Source organism: Microbulbifer regidiadema (SeqCode) (assembly GCF_052467605.1).
Genome location: NZ_CP174316.1, coordinates 4,359,843 through 4,374,285, shown reverse-complemented (window position 1 = coordinate 4,374,285; position 14,443 = coordinate 4,359,843). Strand labels below are relative to the sequence as shown.

Annotated in this window: 11 protein-coding genes; 4 read left to right on the top strand and 7 right to left on the bottom strand. The window is 55.9% G+C overall.

Annotated elements, in window-relative coordinates; translation table 11 throughout:
- Positions 1-25: 25 nt before the first annotated feature.
- Both ggt and ACJJIF_RS19755 read right to left on the bottom strand, forming a co-directional pair.
- The gene (gene ggt / locus ACJJIF_RS19760; RefSeq protein WP_444929980.1) at positions 26-1,777 is read right to left on the bottom strand and encodes a gamma-glutamyltransferase; all 1,752 of its coding nucleotides are present in this window, start codon (positions 1,775-1,777) and stop codon (positions 26-28) included.
- A gap of 145 nt (positions 1,778-1,922) precedes the next feature.
- Positions 1,923-4,787 carry a TonB-dependent receptor domain-containing protein gene (locus ACJJIF_RS19755; RefSeq protein WP_444929979.1) on the bottom strand — a complete coding sequence of 955 codons (2,865 nt, stop codon included), beginning with the start codon at positions 4,785-4,787 and terminating at the stop codon, positions 1,923-1,925.
- Between the two features lie 242 nt (positions 4,788-5,029).
- On the opposite strand from ACJJIF_RS19755, the gene ACJJIF_RS19750 reads away from it, so the two are divergent.
- A complete protein-coding gene (locus ACJJIF_RS19750; RefSeq protein ID WP_444929978.1) occupies positions 5,030-5,923 on the top strand; it encodes a LysR family transcriptional regulator in 894 nt (297 codons plus the stop codon).
- Between the two features lie 66 nt (positions 5,924-5,989).
- On the opposite strand, the gene ACJJIF_RS19745 is transcribed toward ACJJIF_RS19750, so the two are convergent.
- A complete protein-coding gene (locus ACJJIF_RS19745) occupies positions 5,990-6,478 on the bottom strand; it encodes a hypothetical protein (RefSeq protein WP_444929977.1) in 489 nt (162 codons plus the stop codon).
- A gap of 11 nt (positions 6,479-6,489) precedes the next feature.
- Positions 6,490-7,695, bottom strand: a complete 1,206-nt coding sequence (gltS, locus tag ACJJIF_RS19740; protein WP_444929976.1) for a sodium/glutamate symporter — start codon at positions 7,693-7,695, stop codon at positions 6,490-6,492.
- On the opposite strand from gltS, the gene ACJJIF_RS19735 reads away from it, so the two are divergent.
- The 3 genes from ACJJIF_RS19735 (at position 7,688) to ACJJIF_RS19725 (ending at position 11,053) form a co-directional block, all read left to right on the top strand.
- The gene (locus ACJJIF_RS19735; protein WP_444929975.1) at positions 7,688-7,897 is read left to right on the top strand and encodes a hypothetical protein; all 210 of its coding nucleotides are present in this window, start codon (positions 7,688-7,690) and stop codon (positions 7,895-7,897) included. The two genes, gltS and ACJJIF_RS19735, sit on opposite strands and share 8 nt — an antisense overlap.
- A 206-nt stretch (positions 7,898-8,103) precedes the next feature.
- Entirely contained in the window at positions 8,104-9,468 is a 1,365-nt protein-coding gene (locus tag ACJJIF_RS19730) for an MATE family efflux transporter (protein ID WP_444929974.1), read from the top strand.
- A 121-nt stretch (positions 9,469-9,589) separates the two neighbouring features.
- Positions 9,590-11,053, top strand: a complete 1,464-nt coding sequence (locus ACJJIF_RS19725) for a succinylglutamate desuccinylase/aspartoacylase family protein (RefSeq protein WP_444929973.1) — start codon at positions 9,590-9,592, stop codon at positions 11,051-11,053.
- Between the two features lie 109 nt (positions 11,054-11,162).
- On the opposite strand, the gene prmC is transcribed toward ACJJIF_RS19725, so the two are convergent.
- From prmC to hemA, 3 genes are read right to left on the bottom strand one after another with little or no spacing between them, the layout of a single operon-like run.
- Positions 11,163-11,990, bottom strand: a complete 828-nt coding sequence (gene prmC, locus ACJJIF_RS19720; protein ID WP_444929972.1) for a peptide chain release factor N(5)-glutamine methyltransferase — start codon at positions 11,988-11,990, stop codon at positions 11,163-11,165.
- 50 nt (positions 11,991-12,040) lie between these two features.
- The gene (gene prfA / locus ACJJIF_RS19715) at positions 12,041-13,123 is read right to left on the bottom strand and encodes a peptide chain release factor 1 (protein WP_444929971.1); all 1,083 of its coding nucleotides are present in this window, start codon (positions 13,121-13,123) and stop codon (positions 12,041-12,043) included.
- Complete coding sequence (hemA, locus tag ACJJIF_RS19710) at positions 13,120-14,397, bottom strand: glutamyl-tRNA reductase (RefSeq protein ID WP_444929970.1); 1,278 nt, start codon at positions 14,395-14,397, stop codon at positions 13,120-13,122. Before hemA ends, prfA begins: the two co-directional genes overlap by 4 nt.
- Positions 14,398-14,443 lie beyond the last annotated feature (46 nt).

The following is a 14,443-nucleotide window of genomic DNA, read 5'->3' as shown; positions in this document are numbered from 1 at the left end:
CTCCACCCCAACAAACTGCTTTTATTTAATCCAACCCAACGGTTTTGGCATTGGGCCGGCGGGGGTCTGAAGCCCCAAAATAATAGCCATCGTGCACCATAATCGATTGGCTGCTGCCCATAGTGCGCGTCTCCTCAACCCTGTGCCCTTTGGCCCGCAACAGCGCCATACTGTCGCGGTTAAAACCCGGTTCAACCTCGAGAATATCCGGCAACCACTGGTGATGAATACGCCGCTCATTGGTGGCCTCGGCTATATTCATTTTATGGTCAATGACATTGCTGATTACCTGTGTCACCACATTGATAATGCGGCTGCCACCAGGACTGCCCACCAACAAAAAGGGCTTGCCCTCTTTCAGCACGATTGTCGGTGACTGTGAACTGACCGGACGCTTACCCGGCTCCAGCCGATTTGCCTTGCTTGCAGAAAAACCTGCCGCACCCTCAACATCCGCCTGCACAGAAAAGGTATACACCTGGTTATTCATCAATATCCCCGTTCCCTCGACCATATGGCCGGTACCAAACGAGTTAGCCAGGGTGTAGGTATTGGATACCGCATTACCTTCGGCATCGATCACCGAAAAGTGTGTGGTCGAGGGGCTTTCCTCTGGCAAGCTGTGTCCGCCGAGCTGCTCCGACGACGTTGCGCGGTCGAGTTTGATCGTTGTGGCAAGCTGGCCTGCGCGCTTTTTATCGATCAACCATTGCTGTGGAACCGGGTAAAAATCCGGGTCGGCCAGATGCTGACCGCGATCGGCAAAGCTGCGCTTCATCGCCTCGGCCATTACGTGGAAGGTCTGTGCGGATCGCCCCCATTGCGTCAGGGGGAATTGCTCGAGAATATTCAGTGTCTCAATAATCGCCACACCACCGGAACTGGGCGGCGGCATAGAAACAACCTGGTAGCCACGGTAATCACCCACCACCGGGGTTCTGTACTTCGCGGTATAGCCGGCTAAATCTTCGCGGTCAATATGGCCACCCTGCCGCTGCATAGCAGCAACAATTTTGTCAGCAATGGCCCCCTGATAAAAAGCCTTTGGGCCATGTTTGGCGATTTGCTCTAACGACCAAGCCAGATCAGCCTGAAGCAGGGTTTCTCCAGCCCGATAGCTGCTGCCATCGGCCTTAAAATACGCTTTCGCGGTAGCGGTATCCTGTCGCAGCCACTCGCTTTTGGCCTGCAACAGCTGAGCCAGGTCGTAATTGACCACAAAGCCCTTAACAGCCAGCGTAATCGCCGGCTGTAACAACTGCGACCAACTGAGCTTACCGCTACCGTGGTCCCGCCACGCCCGATGTAAACCGGCCACAGTGCCGGGAACACCTATAGCGTGCCAGCTGCGGCTGGTCGCTCTATTTTTGCTGCCATCACTGTTGAGAAAATCTGCGGCCGAAACACCACTTGGGGCCGTCTCGCGATAGTCGATTGCAACCGTTTTTTTACCGTCGGCGCGGTGGACCAACATAAAGCCACCGCCACCCAAATTACCCGCTCGCGGCAGTGTCACCGCTAGCGCAAATCCGATGGCAACCGCCGCGTCCACTGCGTTGCCACCGGCCTCTAAAATCTGCACACCGACATCGCTGGCCAGTGCATTTTGTGTGGCCACCATCGCGCTGCGCCCCACCACCGGATGAAAGACATCCTCATAGCGAACAATCCCATCCCGGCCCATATTGTAAGGACCACTGGCGGCAAAGTTGAGAGGAGACAACACGGCGAGCAGCATCGATATCAAGCTGGCAACTGTGTGCTTACGAATGGTCAAAACTACAACCTCTTCTTATGTTGTCGTCGTCACTGATTGTATTTAAGGAGTAGAAGGCTCTGCCGCGCTGATAATGCCGCCTCAGACAGAGCTTCAAGAAAAAAGGGGGAGTTACTCCCCCGTTAAAGTCCAACAACAAAGCGCATTAAAAGTTCTTTGCCACATCGAGATAGACATAGCGGCCGCGATTGGAATAGAGGCTGCCGAAATAGCCCATTTGCTCATCGGCAATATCTGGCTCTTCATCAAAGATATTATTCATACCCACACGAACCCTTAGGCCATCTCTCATTCCACCGGTAAAGCGGTAGTCCACATTTGTGTTAACCGTTGTATAGCTATCGATAGGCAGTGCGGTATCAGGTGCCGCAGTATCGCTGTCAGCCAGGGTACTGGTATCTGTCACAGCACTGGTGTACTGGGCAAAAACACCCGCGCCCCACTGACCCTGACGCCAGTTCATCGACATGGTGGAACGCCAACGGGGGCGGCCATCCTCGCCGATCAGACTGCCCGCATTGCTGGCCACCTCTCCGGCATCAATCAGGATTTGCATTTCCTCACTGGGGTCCTGATCAAATTTAATGAGATAAGCACCGTTCCATTTCAGATCAAAATTGCCGATGTCGGTATCGAAGGAATACATCGCACTAACGTCTACACCGCTGATATCGCGCGGGTCCAGATTGAGGTATTCATCCAGGAATAAAATGGGCTCACCCACGGAACCATCGCTGGTTTCTGCGCGAATAACATTGGGGTTGTAAGAACCCTGCTCACGCAGCACCGCATCCAGCGCCAGGCCATTGCTCGCACCGAGAATACCCACCACACCCTCTTGTCTGATATCCCAATAGTCAGCGGTAAAGGTGAAACCATCAAATGGTGTTAAGACAAAACCGTAAGTGTGACTCCAGTTTTCCTCCGGCTGTAGATCGGCATTGCCCAGACGCTGCTCTTCCAAGCCCACCGATTCTCCGGTCACCGGGTCGGTACGGGTATTCACCACCGATACGGCGCCCTGGTGCAACTGCATCAGGTTGGGGGCACGGAAGCCTTCGGAGTAGGCGCCGCGAATTTGAAACCAGTCGTTGACGTACCACGATAGGGCCAACTTAGGCTTGGTCACACTGCCCACATCCGAGAAGTTTTCATGGCGTAGCGCCAGCTGCATATCCAGGCTGTCTACCAGAGGTAGATCGCGCAAGAGCGGCACCAACATTTCGGCATACAGCGACATCACCCGACGCGAGCCGCTGGCATCCGGCGATGCACTGCTGCCCATAATGTCACTGACATTCACCAGCTCACCGGTCACCTCATCGGTAAACTGGATAGTGCCATCGGAACGGTCATCACGATTTTCATCAAAGCTCTCCTCGCGCCATTCGATACCGGCAGCCAGGCCCACATCCCCAGCCTGGAGACTGAACAGATTGGCATTAGAGACTTTGAAATCTGCCAGAGCCAGGGTGGTTTTACTCTGTCTTTTTACATTGATACGGAAGGTATCCAGTACCTCCTCGGAGTTGGGCGTGGGGTCGGTGAGACTGGTTGGGTCATCCACATCGAGACCGCTAAACAGGTTGTAGGCATCTTCGGTATCGAGCATCAGCGACTGCTGAAACAGACTGTGACTGACGCGGTTATCGGTACTGTCTATGGTCTCGGCCTCACTGTAAACCAAGCCGGTATCCCAATCCCAATCACCCCAGTTACCGCGCAAGCCACTCACAAAACGATAGCTGGTGTCGACCACATTAATCTTGCGCAACCCAACGTCGTAAGGGGTGAAGGTTGTCAGCGTAAAGCCGAGGCCCTCATCGGGTACATTCTCATCCCCGGCAGGCACAATTCGATTGGGGTTGAGGGTACCATCATCAAAATACACGGGACCAAAGGGGTTCCAGTAGTAATCTGCCGGCACTTCAAAGCGGCTGTTGGAGAGCAGACCGGCCGCTTCACGCACCCGATCGACCTCCGCTCGGTAATAGCCCAGCTCGTTATAAAATTCCGAGCCATTCGCCAGCTCATGGGTCAGGAAACTAAATAAATTGATCCGCTCAGAATCTGGTGACAGCATCCGCACAGAGTTTCGGTTGCCGCGCAGTGCGCGGTCGCCACCGCCATCATCCAGACAAATATCAGAATCACTCAGCGAGTAGGAGCAATCACTCGCGTCGACACTCGATCCGTCGTCCTGCACCAAATCGGTTGGGCGCACATGCAGCAGACCCAGATCATCAAAGTCAAAAGCGCCCCAACCGTGGGTGCTTGAGCGGTTATCAAGGCTGGTATCCCCCTCAAATAGAGAGTCGCCAGTAAAAAAGCCGCGCAGGTCGGAATTGGCCGAATAATCGCGCTCGCTCGCATAAAAACCGTTCTTGTTATAGTAGGTTCCAGTCAAGTTCAGCTTGGTGGCACCGTCATTAAACTCAAAACCGTTAGCGCCATTCACTGTGACTTCATCGAGTTCAGTGCCCACTGAAGAACCGTAGCGCACATTGAGCACAGCGCCGTCGTAGTCCTTCTTCATCACATAATTAACCACCCCGGCAACCGCATCCGCCCCGTACAGTGCGGCAGCGCCATCGCGCAATACCTCTACCCGTTCCAGGCCATTGACTGGCAGGGTATTGGAATTCACAGTCACCACTGGAATATAGTTTTCGGTCTGCGTGCCCGGGTGCAATACCATGCGACGGCCGTTTAACAGCACCAGAGTATTGCCGGTGCCGAGGCTGCGCAGGTTAATAGAATTAACATCGCCACGCGCCGCATTTACCCCGGTCGTCACCGACTCGTTAAAACCAACTTGTCCCATCTGCGGAATAGAGCGCAACAACTCATCCCCAGAAGCCGCCCCCATGAGTGCAATATCCTCCTCGCCAATAACCGATACCGGCAGAGTACCTTCGACATCGGCCCCCTTGATTTGGCTACCGACGACAGTAACCTCCTCAAGCGCACTAGACTCAGTATTTTCCTGCGCCACGGCCAAAGGTGCCATTAGCAGAAGTGAGCAACTGGATACTAAATTTTGCCTGAAAAGTGAGCTGAGTTTAGATCGTTTTAAAAATGCCATTTCAATCCCCTCTTATTTTGTCGCTGTTGTGGGAAAGTGTTTTATTCGGCCCTGAACCCGAACCGTAATTATGCTGAAAATATTTTTATCATCTATTGACTTTAATTAACCCACGTATAACCTGTGTCTATTACCCAAAGCTTTTATAACGATAATATGGGTCTGAAATGCGCCTCCGTCATATTGAAGTCTTCCATGCCGTATACAACACAGGCTCCATCTCCGATGCAGCCAAATTACTGAACGTATCTCAGCCATCGGTCAGTAAAGTATTGAGTCATGCAGAGATGCAGCTCGGGTTCAAATTATTCCTGCGGGTAAAGGGGAAACTGGTCTCCACTTCCGAAGCTCACTCGCTTATCGAAGAAGTTCGCAAGATTTACCAGCAAATCAACGCGATCAAGAAAACGGCGGAGAATTTAAAAGAGCACACCCACGGCCATATTCGCGTGGTTTGTATGCCTGCACTGGGCCTGAATCTTCTGCCGGATGCGATTAAGCACTACCACAAAAAATTTCCCAATGTGACCTTTGACGTTAAAACAAAACACTACGATCAAGCGATAGAGTCAATCTACGAATACGAAAATGACTTAGCCTTGGTATTTACTGACCGCAACCATCCCAGCATTGAAGCCATAGAAATTGGCACCGGGCAACTGGTGCATATTGCTCCGGCGGACTCGGCCAGCAGCGAGCGAGAGCAGATTAAACTCAGCGATATCGATAAAGAGGGGTTTATCTCAATCTCCAACACCGGGCCCCTGGGCGATCTATTGAGCCAGCGCTTTTCTGCTGAAAATATTATGCCCAAAACCTCCATTCAGGCACAGACTTACTACCTGGCCAAAAACTTGGTGGCGCGGGGGCTCGGTTTTTCTATTTTTGATGAGTTTACCGCTGCGGCAGATAATCGTGGCGAGGTGGTCAGCACGCCTTTTAGTCCGCCGATAGAATTTAAACTGAAGTGCTTCCATCACGCCAACCAACCCCTGTCAAAAACGGCCGCAGACTTTGTTGAACATATCAAAGAGGCCTTTATCGCTTTGCGCGCCAAGTAACCCCACAATCAAAAAATCACAATAGCTCCCGCATAATGTAACCCGCGAAGGGGCGCCGTCCAGGCGTTAGTCAGCTGCCGGTACTGGAGCAGCGCTCAGGGCCACTGCCGGGTCCGCCGGAACCGCAGACCAACCGTTGTCACCCTGCCGATAGAGCGCAAAACCGTGCACCGAAATACTATCCCCCGGCCGGTTGCCACTGGCCTCCAGCCCCTCAATTCCCCTCTCCGCCGCGTTTAACAACTGGTGCAGGGGGCTGCGCCCCTGGCCATTCCAAGCCGCAAAACGCCACTCGCGGCGCAAGCGCAATTCCGCGTGATAATAAACCACCCATTGATCGCGCTCGCCGGCAGTATTGCCCATCCACGGCTGGGTGCCGTAACGCTTAAAGTGCTGCACCTGCCACAGGCCATCGCCAAAGGCGCTGTCGAGCTGTACCTGCAAATTGTGCTGCAACTCTGACAGAGCCGGCCCTCTGGAGCAGCCGGACAGTAGCACTGGCAACAACAGGATAAATATCCGTGCGCTACAGCGTTTTTTCAAAAGACAAATCACTCGCAACCCCTCTAAAACATCCACGACAAGCCCATAAAGAGCTGAATAACCAGGGCGTTGGTAATATCGATAAAAAATGCTCCCACCAACGGCACGACCAAAAAGGCCTGTGGCGATGGCCCGTGGCGCGACACCAGAGCCTCCATATTGGCAACAGCGGTGGGAGTTGCCCCCATCGCAAAACCACAGTGTCCCCCGGCAATGATGGCGGCATCATAGGTTTTGCCCATCACCCGAAATGTCACAAAATAGCAAAACATCATCACCGCAATCACCTGAACACCGATAATCAGCAACATAGGCCCAGCCAGGCTAAACAGCTCCCACACCCGCAAAGACATCATCGCCATCGCTAGAAAAATCGACAGCGACATAGTGCCCCACAGATCAACACAGGCAGTGCTGACCCGATAGCGACCGCTAAAATCCAGCAAATTGGTAACCAGCACCGCCAGTAGCAGCGGTATTAGAAAAGCCGGAATAACCAGTCCGGCCGCTACCAGCAAACCGTGCAAGCCACTCCCGGCCAACATGCACCCGACGAGTAAAAACAGGGTCTCCATCATTCGCCGTGGAGTGACCGTATCTTTGTCGTCAACATCGTAGGTCACCATATTATCGCTATGGTCTTTGCCTTGACTGGGCTTAAGGTTGTGCTTGCGAATAAGCCGCTCGGTTACCGGTCCGCCGATCAAACCACCCAGCACCAGCCCAAAGGTCGCCGTTGCCATGGCGATTTCCAGCACCCCCTGTAGGTTGTAGATATTGCTGAATAAATCCGCATAGGTAGCGCCATTGCCATGGCCGCCCGACAGGGTGACCGAGCCCATCACCAGACCAAACAGCGGATGCATATCCGCCGACTTGACCATCAACACCCCAATAAGGTTCTGCACTATCAGCATCACTGTGGCCACAGCCAGAAACAGCACGACTTTGGGGCCGCCCTTAATCAATAGTTTGACACTTGCCGCCAGACCAACGGTGGTAAAGAACATCACCATCAGCGGGTTTTTCAGGCTCATATCAAAAGAGAAAGAAATATCAAACAGCGTGTAACCGAGGGCCGCGAGCAGTGAAAAGATCAGCCCGCCCACCACCGGTTCGGGAATACTGTTGCGGTTCAAAAATGGGATAGCGTGCGACAGGTAGTAGCCGACGATCAGGATCAGCATTGCGATCAGCAGGGTGCCGAGAAGAGATACCTCAATGACCATATTTTCATTATCTTTCTTTAATACGACCGAAGTAGTCGAAGTGGCAACAATGACACCATCTTACACAACCTCAATGCCCGGCGATCTTTCCAATTTCGCCCGCCCCATAGCGCCAGGTTATGCCTGCCCCAACCCCGCTTCACGACTCACCGGCCAGCCTCTCAACCCCATCCGCTTTTACCCCAGAGCCGCCAAGTCATAAAAAATTCCGCTATAAACACTGGGCGCCAGTGGGCTTTAGTCTTAGAATGCCCCTCCACCTGAAGTGACTGACCGTTTTGCGGTCACCCCAACAAACCGAAGGTGATCGGATCGGGCCAACCCGTGGCGCAACAACCACACAAACCTCCAGCGGCCCCGGCTGATGCAGCACAATCACATACATAACACCTGTAATTTGGCTTTAATTTGTTCAAACTGTATAAACGTGCCATTTCCACCGAGTTATCCCACCTGACCACCTTGGGAGGCCCCCTGGTGATCAGCAACCTGGCCGTCGTAAGTATGGGGGTTGTCGATACTCTGGTAGCTGGACGCGCCAGTGATGTGAGCCTTGCCGGACTCGCTTTAGGAGCCAGCATTTGGGCGGTTTGCGCAGTGACGTTGATTGGCCTGCTCGCCGCTATCTCCCCTGTCGTGGCACACCTGCGGGGAGGCCGCGACGAAGAGGGTTGCGCCAGGCAATTGCAGCAAGGGATGTGGATCGCACTGATTGGCGGCATCCTGGTTATATCTACCCTGCTCACTGTCCCCATTTGGAGCCACTGGATAGACATAGAAGAACCGGTGCGCCAGGTGCTGGAGGGCTATGTACTGGCGCTGACGGTTGGCACCCTGCCCTTTGCTGTGGGCACCGCCTTGCGCGGCTATTGTGAGGGCATGGGACAGGTACGCCCAGTTATGCGTATCTATATGGCCGCTGCCATCTTGAATATTCCCCTGGATATTATCCTGGTGTTTGGCGCCGGCCCCATACCGGCAATGGGGGGCGTGGGCTGCGGCTGGGCCACCGCTGCCGTCTGCTGCCTGATCGCTATTGCTCTTTACTGGCACGCCAATACCGACCCCGCTTACCGCACCCTCAAGTTGAAACTACTGCCGCCGCGCCCCCATGGCCCAACACTGCGCCACCTGTTCGCGATCGGCCTGCCCATCTGCATCGGGGCTACCAGCGAGGTGACTTTCTTTGCCAGCCTCACCTTTCTACTGGCCTCCTACGGCAAGGAAATTGTCTCTGCACATCAAATCAGTATGAATGTGGGCTCAATTTTTTACCTGGTAGCTCTGGCCCTGGCCCAGGCCCTGAGTATCCGCATTGCGCAACTGCTCGGACAGGGGCGGCCAAAGCGGGCACGCTTCTGCGGCAATGTAGGTATCAGCGCGGGACTGATCTATGCACTGGGTACCGGCGTGCTTCTGATCAGTCTGCGCATCCTGTTTGTTAAGGCCTATACCAGCAACGAGGAAATTATTGCGGTAGCCGCCAACCTGCTTTTGTTCTGCGCCGCATTCCAGTTGGTGGATGCCGGCCAGGCAATGACCTGGGGCGCCCTGCGCGGCTACAAAGACACCAGGGCCCCGATGATGATGCAACTCTTCTCCTACTGGCTGGTGGGGCTTGTTAGTGCCTATTGGCTCGGCGAGCTCTTCTGGGGTGTCTACGGCTACTGGGTCGGGATCTGTATTGGCTTGGGAACGGCTGCCATTCTCCTGGGAATTCGCTTCTGGCGAACCAGTCGCAGAGCGGTCGAACAAACCTACGGACACGCGTAATTTGGCGCATATCACATCCCTCGGGAACGTATTGACTATACTGGCGCTCCAAAGTCCCAATCAGTGCCGGACCTAAGGCTCTCCGGCACCCCCAGATATATGAAGTTGACCGGAGTGCCGAATGACCTCGTGCCTAACCCCCAGAATGGCCCGCCAGCTGTTAAGCCTGGCCCTTCTGCTGTCCTCCCCCCAGACCCTAAGTGCCAGTGACAGCAGCGGAACACAAGCCGAAGAGATACCCCAGGCCGCCAATTTACAACTGGATCAGCCGGTTATTACCGAACTGGGACCACCCAGCGAGGCCGATACCACAGCGGCAGATTCCGAACCTGCAGGCGATAACAGCGAAGAGACCTCTCTGCCAAAGGCGGAAAACCTGCAACTGGATCAACCGATACACGAACTGGAGCCCCAGCCCACGGCAGAAACAGCCGCAGATAACCAAACCGCAGAGCAAACTGCGGCGAGCGACACTGAGCTGCCGGAGCCCGGCACGATTTCCCTGGAGCCGGGAGAAGCTGCCAAGCCCCTGCGCCTGCTGGGCTCTGAAGTCCCCCCGGCAACCTCCACGCGCCTGGCCTGGTCCCCCAGCCAACACTTCGAAGGGGTCTATAGTCCCACAGCGGTACTGGTGGTTAATGGCGCCAAACCGGGGCCGGTACTCTGCCTGACCGCAGCGGTGCATGGCGATGAATTGAACGGTGTGGAGACAGTGCGGCGGGTTATGTACGACCTGGATGCCGAGCACTTAAGCGGTGCGGTAATCGGTGTACCTATCGTCAACTTGCAGGGCTTTCACCGCAGCTCCCGCTACCTGACCGACCGGCGCGACCTGAACCGGCACTTCCCCGGCGATCCGGACGGCTCCTCAGCCTCGCGAATTGCCCATTCATTTTTCCACGAGGTGATCAGCCACTGTAACGCCGTGGTGGATTTGCACACGGGTTCTTTTTATCGCACCAACTTGCCACAGTTGCGCGGCGATTTGACCAACCCCAAAGTGGTGAAAATGACCCAGGGCTTTGGCTCCACAGTGGTACTGCACAGCGCCGGAGCCAAGGGCACCCTGCGCCGCGCCGCCGTAGAGGCCGGCATCCCCACCGTCACCCTGGAGGCCGGGGCGCCGATGGTGCTCGATGAACTCTCGGTAAGCCACAGTGTGAAAGGCATCCGCACACTGCTCAATCAATTGGACATGGTGAGCAAATTCCGCCTCTGGGGCGATCCCGAGCCGGTTTACTACACCTCCACCTGGCAGCGGACTTCCACCGGCGGGGTTATCTTCAGTGAGGTGCAGCTGGGGGAGTTTGTGCGCGAGGGGGACCTGCTGGGAACGGTGACCAACCCAATTACCAATGTGCGCACGGAAATTCGCTCCGAGCACAACGGCCGCATTCTCGGCATGGCATTGAACCAAGTCGTACAGCCGGGATTTGCCGCCTACCATATCGGCCTCCAGGCGCCCCAGGAGCAAATCAGCCCACCCCAGGAAGTGGTCGCGGAAGAGTCGGTCGCTGAAAAATCGGAGAGTAAAGTGCCGGCCACACCAGAGAAACAGCAGTCGCCGACGGAAGGTGAGGAGTAACCCTTCAGCGGTCAATCGCAAGGCGCTTGCCCCGACTGATGGCAAGCGCTGCGCTACACCCGCGAGCCGGCCACCCGCTGCGCATTCAGCGGCCAACTTGCGCGCCCCACTATTTTTGTCCCAGAGTAATTCGCTCCCAACCGGCGTAATCCCTGCGGCTTGAAACCCGCTGCAATCCCACCGCAGAAAAAATTTCCCGCACGCTATCGGCCTGTTGCCAGCCGTGCTCCACCATTAGCCAGCCGCCGTTTTCGAGATAATCACTCGCTGTTGCAGCGATATGCTCAATATCTGCCAGGCCCTGCCGCTCCGCCACCAGCGCAGAGCGCGGCTCAAAGCGTACATCGCCCTGTACCAAGTGCGGGTCAGCGGCATCGATATAGGGGGGATTGCTGACGATCAGGGAAAACGGCTGTGGCGCCACATTGGAAAACCAATCACTCTGGATAATTTCTACATTGTGCAGCTTGAGCGAACGCCGGTTCTCCTCTGCCAAGCCGACCGCAGCGGGGGATTTTTCCGCTGCAATAATTTCCCAGCCCGGTCGCTCCGATGCCAGAGCCAGGGCAATCGCCCCCGTGCCCGTGCCCAAATCCAGCGCCCGCAACCTGCCCTGGGGGAAAAACTCCAGGGCGGTCTCTACCAGTAATTCAGTGTCCGGGCGGGGGATCAGGGTGGAGGCATCCACCTTCAGCGGCAGGGACCAAAATTCGCGCTCGCCGATAAGATGCGCCACCGGCTCCCCCGCCTGTCGGCGCTGGAGCAACTGCTCAAAGCGCGCCTGCTCAGCTTCATTTAATTCGTATTCCGGCCAGGTATAGAGCCAGGTGCGCTCGCGCCCCAGCACACTGCCGAGCAGAAGTTCTGCATCCAGGCGCGCGCTATCGCTATCAGTTAACTGGGCGCAGCGCGCAATATTTTCCTTGACGCTGGTCATGGAGAAAAACCTATAAAAACGCCGCTCGAGGCGGCGTAAAAAATCGGGAATTATTGGGCCAAAGCCGCCAGCTGGTCGGCCTGGTACTCCGTGCGCAATGGCCCGATCACCTCCTCCAGAGCCCCCTGCATAATCTCGTCGAGTTTATAGAGGGTGAGGCCGATACGGTGATCGGTAACGCGGCCCTGGGGGTAGTTATAAGTGCGGATGCGCTCCGAGCGATCGCCGCTGCCCACCAGACTGCGGCGGGCATCGGAAATTTCCTGGGCCGCCGCTGTCTCCTGCGCAGTATTGAGCTTGGCTTGCAACAGTGCCATCGCCTTGGCTTTGTTCTTGTGCTGGGAGCGCTCGTCCTGACACTCCACCACAATCCCGGTGGGAATATGGGTTAGACGCACAGCGGAATCGGTTTTGTTAACGTGCTGACCACCGGCACCGGAAGCGCGGTAGGTATCCACACGCAAATCCGCTTTATTAATTTCAATCGCGTCGCGCTCATCCGGCTCCGGCATTACCGCCACCGTACAAGCCGAAGTGTGGATGCGCCCCTGGGATTCTGTTTCCGGCACTCGCTGCACCCGGTGCGCACCGGACTCGAATTTTAATTTTGCGTAGACATCTTCACCGGCTACGCGGGTGATAACTTCCTTGTAGCCACCGTGCTCGCCGAAATTTTCACTGACAATCTCTATGCGCCATCCCTGCTTCTCCGCGTAGCGGGAGTACATGCGGAACAGGTCACCGGAGAAAATAGCCGCTTCATCACCACCGGTGCCCGCGCGAATTTCCAGGAAGACATTTTTTCTATCGTTGGGGTCCCGGGGCAGCAGCAGAGTCTGCAACTCGCGCTCCAGCGGTTCCACCTGGCCTTCGGCCTCGCGCAGCTCCTCCTGAGCCATTTCGCGCATTTCCGGGTCGTCCTCCCCCAGCATCTCCCGAGCCGCGAGCATATCTTCCTGCAACTGCTTGTAGGCGCCGTAGCATTTCACCACTTCTTCCAGCTCAGAATACTCCCGGGACAGATCGCGGAATTGATCCTGATCGGCAATGACCTCGGCATCGCCCAGCAGCGCAGACACTTCCTCGTGACGCTCAAGCAGGGTTTCCAATTTATTCAGTAACGATTCTTTCATTGATGCTTTTTCTCTAAATCGATATCGGTGAGATCATCCAACCCAACGACCTCGCGAGCGATACGCAAACGCTCAATATCCCCCTCCGCCGTGGCTTTTTTCAGACTGACGGTGGGCGCATGAATTAGTTTATTGGTGAGGGAGCGGGCGAGCTGCTCCATCAGTCGACGGGGGTCCTCGCCTTTGTCCAGCTGCAACAGCACCCGCTCAAGTTCGGAAGCACTCACTTCCAGGGCCCGCTGCCGGTAGCTGCGAATACTGTCCACAGCCTCCAGGGAGCGGCTCTCCTTGGTAAACTCTGCCGCAGCCGCATCGACAATTTCCTGAGCCGCCTCCGCCGCTTTCTCGCGGGAGCGCTTGCCCTCGTCAATCACCCCGCGCAGATCGTCCACCGTATACAGATAGACATCATCCAGCTCGCCAACTTCTGACTCGATATCCCGGGGGACTGCGATATCCACCATAAACATGGGTCTGTGACGGCGCTTGCGCAGCGCCGATTCAACCGCGCCTTTACCCAGGATCGGCAGCTGACTGGCGGTGGAACTGATAACGATATCCGCGCGTGCCAGGTGCTCCGGAATATCCGCCAGCAGGATTGCCTCGGCCCCGAAACTCTCGGCGAGCAGCTGGGCCCGGCTCAGGGTGCGGTTGGCAACGATAACCTGCTTGATGCCCTGATCGAGCAGATGGCGGGCAACCAGCTCCACGGTCTCTCCCGCACCGATCAGCAGTGCGGTCTGCTTTTTCAGGTCGGTAAAAATACGCGAGGCCAAAGAGACAGCGGCATAGGCGACTGAGACCGGGTTTTCGCCAATCGCCGTTTCCGTGCGCACCTTCTTGGCGACGGTAAACACCCGCTGGAAAACCCGGTGCAGCTCGCTGCCAACGCTGCCGGATTCCCGCGCCACGGCATAGGCGGATTTGATCTGGCCGAGGATTTGCGGCTCGCCCAATACCAGGGAGTCGAGACCACAGGCGACGCGCATCATATGGCGAATCGCCTCCTCGCCGCTGTGCACATAGGCACAGCTCCTGAGCTGCTCCAGGGGCACCTGGTGGTATTCAGACAGCCACTGCAATAGGGCTTCCGCATCCAGGTTTCCATATATTTCGGTACGATTGCAGGTAGACAGGATGGCCAGCTCGCGGCACCCCAGTGCTTTTCGCGCATCTCCCAGTGCGCCGGGCATCACCTCGGGGGCAAAGGCCACCCGCTCGCGCACTTCGACCGACGCGCTGTCGTGGTTGATACCCAGGGTAAGAATTGGCATAGACTTCCGTTAGCATTAAATCTTAAAAGGCGGAAACCGCACTGGG